General features: G+C 69.8%; 14 protein-coding genes. 7 read left to right on the plus strand and 7 right to left on the minus strand.

Annotation, left to right across the window (positions count from 1 at the left end; translation table 11 throughout):
- Positions 1–78 precede the first annotated feature (78 nt).
- The 3 genes from OHT76_RS32490 to OHT76_RS32500 are packed head-to-tail and all read left to right on the plus strand — an operon-like array spanning position 79 to position 3,148.
- Positions 79–1,386, plus strand: coding sequence for an extracellular solute-binding protein (locus OHT76_RS32490; RefSeq protein WP_443049859.1), 1,308 nt, complete (start codon positions 79–81; stop codon positions 1,384–1,386).
- Positions 1,386–2,321 carry a carbohydrate ABC transporter permease gene (locus tag OHT76_RS32495; RefSeq protein WP_328874402.1) on the plus strand — a complete coding sequence of 312 codons (936 nt, stop codon included), beginning with the start codon at positions 1,386–1,388 and terminating at the stop codon, positions 2,319–2,321. The genes OHT76_RS32490 and OHT76_RS32495 overlap by 1 nt, the downstream gene beginning before the upstream one ends.
- The gene (locus OHT76_RS32500) at positions 2,318–3,148 is read left to right on the plus strand and encodes a carbohydrate ABC transporter permease (RefSeq protein WP_328874403.1); all 831 of its coding nucleotides are present in this window, start codon (positions 2,318–2,320) and stop codon (positions 3,146–3,148) included. The genes OHT76_RS32495 and OHT76_RS32500 overlap by 4 nt, the downstream gene beginning before the upstream one ends.
- 7 nt (positions 3,149–3,155) lie before the next feature.
- On the opposite strand, the gene OHT76_RS32505 is transcribed toward OHT76_RS32500, so the two are convergent.
- The 3 genes from OHT76_RS32505 to OHT76_RS32515 form a co-directional block, all read right to left on the minus strand.
- A complete protein-coding gene (locus OHT76_RS32505) occupies positions 3,156–4,460 on the minus strand; it encodes a ribonuclease D (protein WP_328874404.1) in 1,305 nt (434 codons plus the stop codon).
- Positions 4,461–4,635: 175 nt separating this feature from the next.
- Positions 4,636–5,298 (minus strand): response regulator transcription factor, encoded by a 663-nt coding sequence (locus tag OHT76_RS32510; RefSeq protein WP_053751649.1) that lies wholly within the window; start codon positions 5,296–5,298, stop codon positions 4,636–4,638.
- 198 nt (positions 5,299–5,496) lie between these two features.
- A complete protein-coding gene (locus OHT76_RS32515; protein WP_328874405.1) occupies positions 5,497–6,132 on the minus strand; it encodes a DUF3000 domain-containing protein in 636 nt (211 codons plus the stop codon).
- A 137-nt stretch (positions 6,133–6,269) separates the two neighbouring features.
- Between OHT76_RS32515 and hemE the strand changes: the two genes are divergently transcribed.
- Positions 6,270–7,325 (plus strand): uroporphyrinogen decarboxylase, encoded by a 1,056-nt coding sequence (gene hemE / locus OHT76_RS32520; RefSeq protein WP_328874406.1) that lies wholly within the window; start codon positions 6,270–6,272, stop codon positions 7,323–7,325.
- A 1-nt stretch (position 7,326) separates the two neighbouring features.
- Here the strand turns inward: hemE and OHT76_RS32525 are convergent, their stop codons facing one another.
- Positions 7,327–8,148 (minus strand): rhomboid family intramembrane serine protease, encoded by an 822-nt coding sequence (locus tag OHT76_RS32525; RefSeq protein WP_328874407.1) that lies wholly within the window; start codon positions 8,146–8,148, stop codon positions 7,327–7,329.
- 96 nt (positions 8,149–8,244) lie between these two features.
- Here OHT76_RS32525 and OHT76_RS32530 point away from each other — a divergent pair, with 96 nt between their 5' ends.
- Entirely contained in the window at positions 8,245–8,529 is a 285-nt protein-coding gene (locus OHT76_RS32530) for a hypothetical protein (protein ID WP_328874408.1), read from the plus strand.
- On the opposite strand, the gene OHT76_RS32535 is transcribed toward OHT76_RS32530, so the two are convergent.
- Complete coding sequence (locus OHT76_RS32535; protein WP_328874409.1) at positions 8,526–9,923, minus strand: FAD-dependent oxidoreductase; 1,398 nt, start codon at positions 9,921–9,923, stop codon at positions 8,526–8,528. The two genes, OHT76_RS32530 and OHT76_RS32535, sit on opposite strands and share 4 nt — an antisense overlap.
- A 39-nt stretch (positions 9,924–9,962) precedes the next feature.
- Positions 9,963–10,922: a DUF4349 domain-containing protein gene (locus OHT76_RS32540; RefSeq protein ID WP_328874410.1), complete on the minus strand. Its 960-nt coding sequence runs from the start codon at positions 10,920–10,922 to the stop codon at positions 9,963–9,965.
- A 184-nt stretch (positions 10,923–11,106) separates the two neighbouring features.
- On the opposite strand from OHT76_RS32540, the gene hemG reads away from it, so the two are divergent.
- Positions 11,107–12,567, plus strand: coding sequence for a protoporphyrinogen oxidase (hemG, locus tag OHT76_RS32545; RefSeq protein ID WP_328874411.1), 1,461 nt, complete (start codon positions 11,107–11,109; stop codon positions 12,565–12,567).
- A gap of 5 nt (positions 12,568–12,572) precedes the next feature.
- Positions 12,573–13,304, plus strand: coding sequence for a hydrogen peroxide-dependent heme synthase (gene hemQ, locus OHT76_RS32550; protein WP_328874412.1), 732 nt, complete (start codon positions 12,573–12,575; stop codon positions 13,302–13,304).
- A 6-nt stretch (positions 13,305–13,310) separates the two neighbouring features.
- Here hemQ and OHT76_RS32555 read toward each other — a convergent pair whose 3' ends face one another.
- Complete coding sequence (locus tag OHT76_RS32555) at positions 13,311–14,888, minus strand: alpha/beta hydrolase (protein WP_328874413.1); 1,578 nt, start codon at positions 14,886–14,888, stop codon at positions 13,311–13,313.
- Positions 14,889–14,949: the final 61 nt, after the last annotated feature.

Below are 14,949 nucleotides of genomic sequence, written 5' to 3' on the forward strand. Positions count from 1 at the left end.
TTTACCGGTCGAGAAAGCGCTGTCAGAGTTCCGAACCAGCCAACCCGCAAGTGCTCGTCCGTCTCGTGAACGGAGCTGATGCACATGTACCGCCGTACAGTCCTCGCCATGGTCACGGGTGCCGCCCTGCTGCTCTCGGCGTGCACCGGCACCGGAGGCTCGTCGAAGGGGGCGGACGCCAAGGCGCCCACCGACCCGGCCAAGGTCAGCGGAACCATCAAGGTCCTCACCGTCCGTACCGACCTCGTGCAGGACGGCACGATGGACAAGTACGCCGCCGAGTTCAACAAGACCTATCCGAAGGTCAAGGTCGAGTTCGAGGCGCTCACCAACTACGAGTCCGAAGTCAAGATCCGTATGAACACGGAGAACTACGGCGACGTCCTGCTGATCCCCGCGGTGATCAAGAAGGCGGACTACCCCAAGTTCTTCGCCTCGCTGGGCACCGTCGAGGAGCGCAGCGAGAAGTACCGCTTCACCGACTTCACCACCGTCGACGGCAAGGTCTACGGCCAGAGCCCGGTCGGTGTGACCCCCGGCTTCATCTACAACAAGAGGGTCTGGCGGGAGGCCGGCGTCACCGAATGGCCCACCACTCCGGCCGAGTTCCTCACCGCGCTGAAGGCCATCAAGGACAAGACCGACGCCGTCCCGTACTACACCAATTTCGCCGCCGGCTGGACGCTGACCTCGTGGACGTACGTCAACGGCTCGGTGCACTGCGATCCGGGGGCCACCACCAAGCTGGCGGAGGGCGACCCCTGGGCCGAGGACGCCGATCTGCGCGTCGGTGACACCCTGCTGCACGACATCGTCGAGCAGGGCTTGGCCGAGAAGGACCCGACCACCACCAACTGGGAGGAGTCCAAGCCCCGTACGGCCAAGGGCGAGATCGCCACCCAGTGGCTCGGCACCTGGGCGATCGTCCAGTTCCAGGACGCCGCGAAGAAGGCCGGCGTGAACCCCGTCGACATCGGCTTCATGCCCTTCCCGGCCCAGACGGACGGCAAGTTCTGCGCCCCGGTCGCCCCGGACTACAACCAGGCCGTCAACGTCCACTCCAAGCACAAGGACGCGGCCCGCGCCTGGATCGACTGGTTCACCGACAAGTCCGGCTACGACAAGGACAATCTGGCGATCTCCCCGCTCAAGAACGCCCCGCTCCCCGCGGTGATGCAGCCCTACGAGGACGCGGGCGTGAAGTTCATCGAGGTGGACGACTCCAAGGGCGCCCAGGTCAAGCAGATCGACAACCAGTCGGAGACCGGCATCTACGCCCCCGAGTACCGCCAGAAGCTGGTGGACCTCGCCCGGGGCGCCACGAAGGGCAGCCTCGACGACTTCTTCGCCGACCTCAGTGAGCGGTGGACCGAGGCGCAGCGCTGATGGCCGCCACCGCGCAGAAGGCGGTCGAACAGCCGGTCGCGGGGGCGGAGTCCGCCGCCCCCGCGCGGGCCCGCCGGTGGCGCGGCCTGACGCCGTGGCTGTTCCTGATCGCCCCGCTCACGCTGCTGATCGTCTTCACCTACGCACCGATCGCCAACATGGTCGCGTACAGCTTCACCGACTGGGACGGTGTGAGCCCCGAGCTGAACTACACGGGCGCCGACAACTACACGGAGATCTTCACCCGCGAGGATCTCTTCCGGGTGTTCTTCGTCAGCGGCTACTACCTCGCGGCCTCCGCCGTCCAGATCGCGGCCGCCCTCTACTTCGCGACGATCCTGAGCTTCAACGTCCGCTTCCGGAACTTCTTCAAGGGCGTGCTGTTCTTCCCGTATCTGATCAACGGGGTCGCGATCGGCTTTGTGTTCCTCTACTTCTTCCAGGACGGCGGCACCCTCGACTCGGTGCTCAGCCTGCTCGGCGTACACACCGACCACGCCTGGCTCGGCACCTCGACCTCCGCCAACACCTCGCTCGCGGGCGTCTCGGTCTGGCGCTATCTGGGCCTGAACTTCGTGCTCTTCCTCGGCGCCATCCAGTCGATCCCCGGGGAGCTGTACGAGGCGGCCGAACTGGACGGTGCGAACCGCTGGCACCAGTTCCGCTACATCATCGCGCCGGGCATCAGGCCGGTGCTGAGCCTGACGGTCATCCTCTCGATCTCCGGCTCGCTGTCGGTCTTCGAGATCCCGTACATCATGACCGGCGGGGCGACCGGCACCGAGACCTTCGTCATCCAGACGGTGAACCTGGCCTTCCGCTTCAACAAGACGGGGCTCGCCTCGGCGGCCGCGGTCGTGCTGCTGCTGATCATCCTGCTGGTGACCTGGGTCCAGCGGCGCCTCGTCCCCGACGAGAGGGTGGACCTCGTATGACGCGCCGAGCCGTAGCCCGTACGTTCGTCTATCTGTCGCTGATCGCGGCGACCGTGGTGGTCCTGCTCCCGCTGGTCGTGGTCCTGCTGACGTCGTTGAAGACCGAGCAGGAGATGGCGGAGGCGGACGGAGCTCTCTCGCTCCCCGGCAATCTGCTGAACTTCGACAACTATGTGACGGCGTTCCAGGACGGCCGGATGCTCTCGGCGTTCGGCAACACGGCCCTCATCCTGCTGGTCGCCATCGGCGGCACCGTTCTGATCGGTTCGATGACGGCGTACGCGATCGACCGCTTCAGCTTCCGCTTCAAGAAGCTGGTGGTCGCGCTCTTCCTGGTCGCCGCGCTGGTCCCCGGGGTCACCACCCAGGTGGCGACCTTCCAGATCGTCAACAGCTTCGGCATGTTCGACACCCTCTGGGCGCCGATCGTGCTCTACATGGGCACGGACATCGTGTCGATCTACATCTTCCTGCAGTTCGTCCGGTCCATCCCGATCTCCCTGGACGAATCGGCACGGCTGGAGGGCGCCAACGCGTTCACGATCTACCGAAAGATCATCTTCCCGCTGCTGAAACCGGCGATCGCGACGGTGGTGATCGTGAAGGGGATCACCGTCTACAACGACTTCTACATCCCCTTCCTCTACATGCCCTCCGAAGACCTTGGCGTGATCTCGACGTCCCTGTTCCGCTTCCGCGGCCCGTACGCGGCGCACTGGGAGACGATCTCGGCAGGAGCGGTGCTGGTGATCCTGCCGACGCTGATCGTCTTCCTGTTCCTTCAGCGGTTCATCTACAACGGGTTCATGCGGGGGGCGACGAGGTGATCAGCGGCTACGCTGACAGCGCCGCCACCAGAACCGGCGTCACCTGCTCGACCTGCCAGGGCCGAGCCCCGTGATGCGTGAGCGCGGCCCCGACGGTCTCCGCGTCCACGTCCGTCGGCGGCTCCCAGCACACCCGCCGCACCGTGTCCGGAGTGATCAGGTTCTCCTGGGGCATGTTGAGCCGCTCGGCCAGTGCGGAAACTCCGGCGCGGGCCGCGGACAGACGCGCGGCGGCCGCGGGGTCCTTGTCGGCCCACGCGCGCGGCGGCGGAGGACCGGTCACCGGCTGCCCGGGCTGCGGCAGCTGCGATTCGCTCAGCGCCTTGGCCCGGTCGACGGCCGCCTGCCACTGCTCCAGCTGCCGTCGCCCCATCCGATGCCCGAATCCGTTCAACGCGGCCAGCCCATGCGCGTTCGCGGGCAGCGCGAGCGCCGCCTCCACGATCGCGGCGTCCGACAGCACCTTGCCCGGCGACACATCCCGGCGCTGCGCGATCCGGTCCCGCGTCTCCCACAGCTCGCGCACGACGCCGAGCTGCCGACGCCGCCGTACCTTGTGCATCCCGGAGGTGCGGCGCCAGGGGTCCTTGCGCGGCTCGGCCGGCGGCGCGGACGCGATCGCGTCGAACTCCTGCCGGGCCCACTCCAGCTTGCCCTGCCGGTCCAGCTCCTTCTCCAACGCGTCACGCAGATCGACGAGGAGCTCCACGTCCAGCGCGGCATAGCGCAGCCAGGGCTCGGGCAGCGGGCGGGTGGACCAGTCGACCGCGGAGTGCCCCTTCTCCAGGACGAAGCCGAGGACGCTCTCGACCATCGCGCCGAGCCCGACCCGCGGGAACCCGGCCAGTCGGCCTGCCAGCTCGGTGTCGAACAGCTGGGTGGGGACCATACCTATTTCCCTGAGACAGGGCAGGTCCTGGGTCGCGGCGTGCAGCACCCACTCCGTACCGGAGAGCGCCTCGCCGAGACCGGAGAGATCGGGACAGGCCACGGGGTCGATCAGCGCCGTACCCGCGCCCTGGCGGCGCAGCTGCACCAGATAGGCGCGCTGTCCGTAGCGGTAGCCGGAGGCGCGCTCGGCGTCGACGGCGACGGGGCCCGAGCCCGCGGCGAACGCGGCGATCGCGCGGGCGAGGGACTCCTCGTCGGCGATCACGGGCGGAATGCCTTCGCGCGGTTCCAGCAAAGGGGTCGGTTCAGGGTTCGGTGCCCCGGCCGGCGCCCCCGTAACAGAAGATCCGCCGTCGTCCGGAGGGGCGCCTCCGGTGGTTCGCAGTGAGCTGTCTGCTGCGGTGTCTTGGGCGTCGGTCACCTGTCAAGGGTATCTGTGTATGGACAGCGCCCGTCGACGGAACGTTCCGTCGACGGGCGCCTGGGGGTCGTAAACCAGTCAGGTCGGTGAATCATCCGGTTCACGACAGGTGGGGCACGGGCGGGGGTGGATCAGCGGCCGATCCGTTCACGTCCGTGAATGGTGGGGTCGGGGGTCAGTGGATGATGCCGGTGCGCAGGGCGACGGCGACCATGCCGGCGCGGTCGCCCGTGCCGAGCTTGCGGGCGATCCGGGCGAGGTGGCTCTTGACGGTCAGTGCGGACAGGCCCATCGAGACGCCGATGGCCTTGTTCGACTGGCCCTCCGCCACCAGTCGCAGTACCTCGACCTCACGGCCGGACAGTTCGCGGTAGCCGCCCGGGTGGCTCGGGGCACCCGGGGGGCGGCGGTGCATACGGGCGGCGGCGGCGCCGATGGGGGCGGCACCGGGCCGGGTGGGGAGCCCGACGTTGGTGCGGGTGCCGGTGACGACGTAGCCCTTCACGCCTCCGGCCAGTGCGTTGCGGACGGCGCCGATGTCGTCGGCCGCGGAGAGGGCGAGGCCGTTGGGCCAGCCCGCTGCGCGGGTCTCCGACAGAAGGGTCAGGCCGGAGCCGTCGGGCAGATGGACGTCGGCGACACAGATGTCGCGGGGGTTGCCGATGCGGGGACGAGCCTCCGCGACGGACGAGGCCTCGATGACGTCGCGCACACCGAGCGCCCACAGATGGCGGGTGACGGTGGAGCGGACGCGGGGATCGGCCACGACCACCATGGCGGTCGGCTTGTTCGGGCGGTAGGCGACCAGGCTTGCGGGCTGCTCGAGGAGAACGGACACCAGGCCTCCTGGGGTGCGGGACGGCTTTGAAGGTCACAGTCGTCTTCGGCACCAAACCTGAAGTTCTTTAGAGAATGATCACGATCTAGTGAGTAACAATTGGTGCAATTCGGACGTACGGTCGATCGTTCGGTGAGCAAATCGGTTCGTTCGAGTGTCTGCTCATGACTGAAAGTGGCCGTATCGACAAAGTGATGCTTATCGCGACTGCGGTCCACGGCGCTGCGGCAGCGTCACCACCGCCGCGTCTCCGGGACCGGCCGGCGGCAAACCCGCGACCTGCGCGAGCAGATCGGCCCACGAGGCGAGATGCGCCGCGGTGTCCGGCACACCGCCGAGGCCCTCGCGCGGGGTCCAGGATGCGCGGATCTCGATCTGCGAGGCCGACGGACGTTCGGACAGACCGCCGAAGTAGTGCGAACTCGCGCGCGTGACGGTGCCGCTCGGCTCGCCGTACGTCAGTCCGCGCGCCTGCAGCGCACCGGTCAGCCAGGTCCAGCACACCTCGGGCAGCAGCGGGTCGGCCGCCATCTCCGGCTCCAGCTCCGCCCGCACCAGCGTCACCAGCCGGAACGTTCCGCGCCAGGCGTCGTGCCCGGCCGGATCGTGCAGCAGCACGAGTCGTCCGTCGGCCAGATCCTGATCGCCGTCGACGACGGTTGCCTCCAGCGCGTACGCGTGCGGGGCGAGTCGCTGCGGGGCGCGCGTCGACTCCACCTCGATCTGCGGCCTCAGCCGACTGCTGCGCAGGGCCTCCACCGCGGCTCGGAAGACGGGCGGCGCACCACTGCTCGCCTGCCCGTCAGCCTCCCCGGTGTCCTTCGCGTCATCCATTCCACCCGACAGTCGTCCCTGAGCCGCAGCCATGCGGGAAGATTAAGGGGAATCGGCGTCCGGTGCGGGTCTAGACACCCGGTCGACCTCCCGGCCTGCGGGCGGGAGACGATCGCCCCCGTGCGAGACTGACCACCGTGAGTGCCAACGACACGCAGCCGACAGCGACGTACGACTCCGCCTTCATGAAGGCATGCAGGCGCGAGCCCGTGCCGCACACCCCGGTGTGGTTCATGCGGCAGGCCGGCCGCTCCCTGCCGGAGTACCGCAAGGTCCGCGAGGGCATTCCGATGCTCGAGTCCTGCATGCGCCCGGAGCTGGTCACCGAGATCACCCTCCAGCCCGTGCGCCGTCACAACGTGGACGCGGCGATCTACTTCAGCGACATCGTGGTCCCCCTCAAGGCCATCGGTATCGACCTCGACATCAAGCCCGGCGTCGGCCCGGTCGTCGAGAACCCGATCCGTACCCGCGCCGACCTGGCGCAGCTGCGTGACCTGACCCCCGAGGACGTCTCCTACGTCACCGAGGCCATCGGCCTGCTCACCCGCGAGCTCGGGTCCACCCCGCTCATCGGTTTCGCGGGCGCGCCTTTCACCCTCGCGAGTTACCTCGTCGAGGGCGGTCCGTCGCGTACGTACGAGAACGCCAAGGCGATGATGTACGGCGACCCCGAGCTCTGGGCCGACCTCCTCGACCGTCTCGCCGAGATCACGGCCGCCTTCCTGAAGGTCCAGATCGAGGCCGGCGCCTCCGCGGTCCAACTCTTCGACTCCTGGGTCGGCGCGCTCGCCCCCGCCGACTACCGCCGCTCGGTCATGCCCGCCTCGGCCAAGGTCTTCCAGGCCGTCGCCGGATACGGCGTCCCGCGCATCCACTTCGGCGTCGGAACCGGCGAGCTGCTCGGACTGATGGGCGAGGCCGGCGCGGATGTCGTCGGCGTCGACTGGCGCGTCCCGCTGGACGAGGCCGCCCGCCGGGTCGGCCCCGGCAAGGCGCTCCAGGGCAACCTCGACCCGACGGTGCTGTTCTCCACCACCGAGGCCGTCGAGAGGAAGACCCAGGAGGTCCTCGACGCCGCGGCGGGCCTGGAGGGCCATGTCTTCAACCTCGGCCACGGCGTCATGCCGAACACCGACCCGGACTCGCTGACCCGGCTCGTCGAGTACGTCCACACGCACACCGCGCGCTGACTCACCACGTCTCCCGGGGCCGCGCCCGCCTGCCGAAGAGCAGACCGCGCGGTTCCGGCGGCGGTGGTGTGCCGGGTTTGAGTGGCCAGGCGAGCAGCATGCCCGCGATGAAGCCGACGACATGCGCCGTATACGCGACGGTCCCGGCATCGGAGATGCCCTCGCCGGACGAGTACACCGCCTGGAGCCCGAACCAGAAGCCCAGCACCAGCCAGGCCGGCAGCCGGAGCGGCAGGAAGATCAGGAACGGCACCAGGACCCACACTCTGGCCTTCGGATACAGCACCAGATAGGCGCCCAGTACCCCGGCGATGGCTCCCGAGGCGCCGATCAGGGGGTCGCCGGAGTCGTCGTTGAGGAGCGCGAAGCCGTATCCGGCCGCGTAGCCGCAGACGACGTAGAAAAGGAAGTACCGCACATGGCCCATGCGGTCCTCGATGTTGTTGCCGAAGATCAGCAGGAAGAGCATGTTGCCGAGCAGGTGCAGCCAGCCGCCGTGCAGGAACATCGCGGTGAAGACCGACAGCAGGGGTGACTTGTCGTAGCCCGGCTCGCCGACGACACAGCCGGGGCCCTGCGGGCCGACCGCCACATCGCCGGTCGGGACCAGGCCGGGCATCTGATCGTGGATCAACTCCCGTGGTACGGCGGCGTAGTGGTCCAGGAACGCGTGCAGCTCGCAGGTCTGGGCGAGCCGGCTCGCCCCGGGCACGCCCACCGTGCCGGGCATGGCGAGGAAGACGAGGACGTTCGCGGCGATCAGGCCGTACGTCACCCATGGGGTGCTGCGTGCGGGGTTCACGTCATGGACGGGGATGACCACGAGTCTCTTCTTCCCTGGATGGGGTCCGGGAATCGGTGAACGCCGGGGTCTTTGCGTGCGTATGGCTTCTCAACCGGGTCTACGTGAGGACGGGCGATGAACGATCGAGTTGCTGCTTCGATGCATGCGCTGCCTGATGGTGAAGCGGAGCTCTCCGTGGTGGTGCGGCTTCCCTGGGAGGACGTCGCACGGCTGGGTCAGGAGGCGGGACGGCTCGCCGCGCAACTGGGGCGGCCGGTGACGCTGGACGAGGCCGTGAGCCACCGGCTGCGGTCCGCCCGGGTCTCCGCGGCGCATGCGAAGCCGGGCGGTGAGCAGCCGATCGCCGCTCCGTCCACTGCGTCCGTGGCTTCCTTGCCGCGGATCAGCGGGTCGGCTTAGGAGCCTTTCAACACCGCCTTCGTCGCCTTGCGGGCCGCCACCAGTACGGGATCCCACACCGGGCTGAACGGCGGGGCGTAGCCGAGGTCCAGGGACGTCATCCGGTCCACCGTCATGCCTGCCGTCAGGGCCACGGCCGCGATGTCGACCCGCTTGCCCGCGCCTTCCCGGCCGACGATCTGGACGCCCAGCAGGCGGCCCGTGCGGCGTTCGGCGAGCATCTTGACCGTCATGGCGGAGGCGCCGGGGTAGTAACCGGCCCGGCTGGTGGACTCGATGGTGGCCGTGACGTACTGGAGCCCCGCCCGGCGGGCGTCCTTCTCGCGCAGGCCCGTGCGGGCGATCTCCAGGTCGCAGACCTTGCTGACCGCGGTGCCGACCACACCGGGGAAGGTGGCGTAACCGCCGCCGACATTGGTGCCGATGACCTGGCCGTGCTTGTTGGCGTGGGTGCCCAGGGCGATATGGCGCTCCTGGCCGGAGACCAGGTCGAGGACCTCCACGCAGTCGCCGCCCGCCCAGATGTTCTCGTGGCCGCGCACCCGCATCCCGAGGTCGGTGAGCAGGCCCTGGTGCCGGCCCAGGGGCAGGCCCGCCACGCGCGCGAGCGTCGTCTCCGGGCGGACCCCGATGCCGAGGACGACGACGTCCGCCGGGTACTCGGCGTCCTCCGTGGCCACTGCGCGGACCCGGCCGTCGTCGCCGGTGAGCACCTTGGTGACCTCGGCGTCATCGACCATGGTGATGCCGAGGCCCGTCATGGCCTCGTGCACCAGCCGGCCCATGTCGGGATCGAGCGTGGACATCGGCTCCGAGCCACGGTTGACGACCGTCACCTCGTACCCGCGGTTGATCAGCGCCTCGGCCATCTCCACACCGATGTAACCGGCGCCGACCACGACCGCGCGCCGCCCACGCGTGCGTGCCAGCGTGTCCAGCAGGGCCTGGCCGTCGTCGAGGGTCTGCACCCCGTGCACCCCCGGCGCGTCGACGCCCGGCATGTCCGGGCGGATCGGGCGGGCCCCGGTCGCGATCACGAGTTTGTCGTACGACGTCCAGGACTCGGCCCCGGAATCGACGTCACGCGCGCGTACCCGCTGCCCGGCCACGTCGATCTCCATGACCTCGGTGCGCATGCGCAGATCGATGTCCCGCGCGCGGTGCTCCTCGGGCGTACGGGCGATCAGCTCGTCGCGCTCGGAAACCTCGCCGCCCACCCAGTAGGGGATGCCGCACGCCGAGTACGAGGAGAAGTGGCCGCGCTCGAAGGCCACGATCTCCAGTTCGTCGGCGCTCTTCATACGCCGTGCCTGCGACGCCGCGGACATCCCCGCGGCGTCGCCGCCGATCACGACCAGCCGTTCCCGCGTACCCCGCCCAAGGCTCATGTTCATGCGAACACGCTACGGGCGCAGATCATTTCGGGCTCGGGTTCAGTCCTCCTCGCGCGTGGGCTGCGGTGCCTGCCGGGCCGTCGGCAGCGGGCCGAGTGCGCTCGTCGCGGGCGCGGGCTCCGGGCGGCGCGCCAGCCGGGGGCGGACCAGCCACAGCCAGAGCACCACCAGCAGGGCCGCACCCACGGCGAACGGCAGCACCGCGGCGACCGCCATGACGATCCACCGCAGCATCGTCACGAAGGCGTCCCAGCCGCCCGTCAGCGCATCCGCGACCCCGGGGTCGTCGTCCTCGGCCGTCGCCTTCTTCACCGGAGTCTCGGACAGGGAGAGGGTGATGGTGGCGAGGCTCGTACGGTCCTTCAGGGAGGCCTGCTGGGCCAGCAGCGACTCCAGGTCCGCCTGGCGGGCGCTCAGCTCGCCCTCCAGCGTCACCACGTCGCTCAACTTGGTGGCCTGGTCCATCAGCTCACGGATCCGGATCACGCTGGCCCGCTGCGTCTTGATGCGGCTCTCCACGTCGACGACCTGGTCGGTGACGTCCTGCGCCTTGGCGGTGCGGTCCAGCAGCTTGCCCGTGCCCTCCAGGTCGGCGAGGACGTCCGCGTAGGAGTCCACGGGCACGCGCAGGACGACCCGGGTGCGCTCATTGCCCTTCTCGTCGCGCGTGGTCGTCTCGTTGCCGACGTAGCCGCCCGCGTTCTCGATGGTCGTACGGGCCTCGTCGAGGGCCTTCGGTACGTCCTTGACCTGCACGGTCAGCGAGGCCGTGCGGATGATGTGGCTCGCGGTGATTTTGGGTGGGGCGTCCGCCTTCTCGGCTCCCGAGTCGCCGGCGGCCGGGCCCGCGGCGCTGTCCGCCTGGGACTTGGCGGCCTCATTGCTGCCGGCGGAGTCACTGGAGGCGGCGCCGCCGGTGCATCCGGTCAGCGCCAGGGCTGCCGCCAGCAGGAGGCCGGCGACGGCATGGACAGGTCGTACGGAACGTCGTGCGCGCATGGTGGCATTACCCCCGAGGGTCGTGACGACTGATGCTTCTTCGACGCCGGGAGGGGCCCGGACGTTGGCCCGCGACGGTTCCGATGCGGTCACGGTCGGGACTCGGGGCGGGCACACGGCGGTCCGGCGCCGAAGGCCGAACGGCCCTGGCGGAACTGTCAGTGGCGTTTGAGAGAGTGGGATCATGCACGCAGCGGACACTCCAGCGGAACACGGACAGGTCGTCGTCATCGGAGCCGGGATCGCCGGACTCGCGGCGGCCCACCGGCTGCTGGGCGGCAGCGGCAGACGCGTGACCGTGCTGGAGGCCTCGGACCGCATCGGCGGCAAGCTGCTGCCCGGCGAGATCGCGGGCGTCCGCGTGGACCTCGGCGCCGAGTCGATGCTGGCGCGCCGCCCCGAGGCCGTCGCTCTCGCCCGCGAGGTCGGCCTCGCCGAGCGCCTTCAGCCGCCGGCCACCGCGACCGCCTCTCTGTGGACCCGTGGCGCCCTGCGCCCTATGCCCAAGGGCCATGTCATGGGGGTGCCCGGCACCGCCTCCGCACTGGCCGGCGTCCTGTCCGAGGAGGGCCTCGCCCGGATCGAGCGCGACGCCGAGCTGCCTCGCACCGAGGTGGGCGACGACGTGGCGGTCGGGGCGTATGTGGCGGAGCGGCTGGGCCACGAGGTCGTCGATCGGCTGGTCGAGCCGCTGCTGGGCGGGGTGTACGCGGGCGACGCCTACCGCATCTCGATGCGCTCGGCCGTCCCGCAGCTCTTCCAGGCCGCGCAGACCCATGACTCCCTGACGGAGGCGGTCCGCGAGATCCAGGCCAAGGCGACCGCCAACCAGCAGACCGGCCCGGTGTTCATGGGCATCGAGGGCGGCATCGGCACACTTCCGCTCGCCGTCGCTCAGTCGGTGCAGGCCAGGGGCGGCGAGATCGTCACCGGCGCGCGGGTCACCGAACTGCGCCGCGCGGAGTCGGGCTGGCGGGTCGTCACCGGCGACCGGACGCTGCACGCGGACGCCGTCGTCATCGCCGTACCCGCGCGTGCCGCCGCCGAGCTGCTGCGCGCCGAAGCCCCCGCTGCCGCCACGGAACTGGCCGCCGTCGAGTACGCCTCGATGGCCCTGGTCACCCTCGCCTACCGCCGCGCCGACACCGCGCTCCCCGAAGGCAGCGGCTTCCTGGTGCCGCCCGTCGACGGCCGCACCATCAAGGCCTCGACCTTCGCCTCCCAGAAGTGGGGCTGGATCGCCGACGAAGACCCGGACCTGCTGGTGCTGCGCACCTCGGTCGGGCGGTACGGCGAGACGGAGATCCTTCAGCGGGACGACGCCGGCCTCGTCGAGGTCTCCCGGCACGACCTCGAGGCGGCGACCGGCCTGGCCGCCACCCCGGTAGCCACCCGCGTCACCCGCTGGACCGACGGACTGCCCCAGTACCCCGTCGGCCACCACGCGCGCGTGGCCCGCATCCGCGAGCACATCGGCAAGGTGCCGGGCCTGGCCGTGTGCGGCGCGGCCTACGACGGGGTGGGCATCCCGGCGTGCATCGCGAGCGCGTACGCGGCCGTCGACCAGATCCACGGTGACCTGCGCGCTGTGCAGGAGCTCACCGCCCACCCGGTGCAGAGTCTGCACGGAGGAGCAGGAGAATAAGGACCATGAGTGACGACGCCCCCACCACCGAGTCCGGCAGGATCCCGAACAAGGGCAAGCTGGCCAAGGACCTCAACGAGGTCATCCGCTACACCCTCTGGTCCGTCTTCAAGCTGAAGGACGTGCTCCCCGAGGACCGCGCGGGCTACGCCGACGAGGTCCAGGAGCTGTTCGACCAGCTCGCCGCGAAGGACGTGACGATCCGCGGCACGTACGACGTGTCCGGCCTGCGCGCCGACGCCGACGTCATGATCTGGTGGCACGCCGAGACCAGCGACCAGCTGCAGGAGGCGTACAACCTCTTCCGCCGCACCAGGCTCGGCCGCGCGCTGGAGCCGGTCTGGTCGAACATGGCGCTGCACCGCCCCGCCGAGTTCAACCGCGCGCACATCCCGGCGTTCCTCGCCGACGAGACGCCCCGCGACTACGTCAGCGTGTACCCCTTCGTGCGCAGCTACGACTGGTACCTCCTGCCCGACGAGGACCGCCGTCGCATGCTCGCCGACCACGGCAAGATGGCCCGCGGCTACCCGGACGTCCGCGCCAACACGGTCGCCTCCTTCTCGCTGGGCGACTACGAGTGGATCCTCGCCTTCGAGGCGGACGAGCTGTACCGCATCGTGGACCTGATGCGCCACCTGCGCGCGTCGGAGGCAAGGATGCACGTACGCGAGGAGGTCCCGTTCTACACGGGCCGCCGCAAGTCGGTGGCAGATCTCATCGCCGGGCTCGCTTAAGCGCCCTCATTTGGCAGGACGAGGCTCCGGTCGCGGCGCACACGCACTGCGCCGCACCGGAAGCCTCCCCTCCAACAAATACGCATCCACATACGCGTTGACGCACGCATTGGGGCCACCCGCAATCCCATGCGTCCCCGCATCCCGCTCGGTGACCAACACCGAGTCCCAAAGCCGCCGATGCAACTCCAGCGCCCCCTCATAAGGCGCCGCGGCATCCCGCTCGGCGGCCAGAATCAGCGTCGCCGGCAGCTCACCAGGCCCCGTCCGCACATCGACCGCCTGCTGACGCGGCGCGGGCCAGTACGCGCAGGGCAGATTCATCCACACGTTGTCCCACGTCTCGAACGGCGCCACCCGCGCGAGCCGCGTGTTGTCCCGGTCCCACACACTCCACTCGGTGGGCCAGGCCGCGTCATTGCACTCGACGGCCGTGTACACCGCCCGGCTGTTCTCCGCCTCGACGGCCGCCTCCGTCACCGGCGAAGCGATCTCGATCAGCGGCTTCGGGTTGCCCTTGAGATACGCCGACAGCGCCTGCGCCCGGTGCGGCCAGTAGTCGTCGTAGTACCCGGCCTGCAGAAACGCCCCCTGCAACTGCCCGGGACCCACCTTCCCGCCCGCCGGTTCGACGGCGAGCCGCGCCGCCGCCTTCTCATAGCTGCGCAGCACCTTCGCGGGCGTGTCGCCGAGGCCGTACACCTTGTGGTGCTTGGCGATCCACTCCCGCAGGTCCGCCCAACGTCCCTCGAACGCGGCCGACTGGTCGAGGTTGTTGCGGTACCAGATCTGCTCCGGATCGGGATTCACCGCCGCGTCGAACACCATCCGCCGCACGTGCGAGGGGAAGAGCGTCGCGTACAGCGCGCCGTAGTACGTGCCGTACGACGCGCCCATGAACGTCAGCTTCTTCTCGCCCAGCGCGGCCCGCAGGACGTCCAGGTCGCGGGCGTTGTTGAGGGAGTGGTAGTGCCTCAGCGCGCTGCCGGACCGTTTGGCGCAGCCGCGTGCGTACGCCTTCGCCTGCGCGATGCGTTCGCGCTTGTACGACTCCGAAGGGTAGGTGGGCGCCTGCGACGGCCTTTTGAAGAACTTCTTGGGGTCCTGGCAGGACAGCGGCGCGCTGTGGCCCACCCCGCGCGGGGCGTAGCCGACGAGGTCGTAGGCCGCCGCGAGGCGCTTCCACTCGGGCATCAGACCGATCAGCGGGAAGTACATGCCCGAGGCGCCCGGGCCGCCCGGGTTGAAGACCAGGGCGCCCTGCCGCGGCACCCGGCGCTTGCTGTTGTGCGGGTCCTTGTGGGTGGCCCGCACCCGGCTGACCGTCAGCTTGATCTGCTTGCCCTTCGGATTCGCGTAGTCGAGCGGGACGCTCACCGTGCCGCACTGCAGACTGCCGGGCATGTCCTGCTCCTTGGAGCAGGAGCCGAAGACGATGCCGGTCGCCTTCGCGCGCTCGGCGGCCACGGCGGTGCCGCGCAGTTCGGCCAGGCCCGGAACGGCCTCCGCGCTGCCGGCCGGGGTGGCGGTGAGGGTCGTCACGAGCAACGACCCGGCGGCCGAGTAGAGGGCGGGGGCTCTCATCGCGTATCCCTTCGGTGCACGGACGCAACAAAAGGGATGTTTCGTTCGGTCGTTGGCGAAG

Source organism: Streptomyces sp. NBC_00287, assembly GCF_036173105.1.
Taxonomy (GTDB): Bacteria; Actinomycetota; Actinomycetes; order Streptomycetales; family Streptomycetaceae; genus Streptomyces.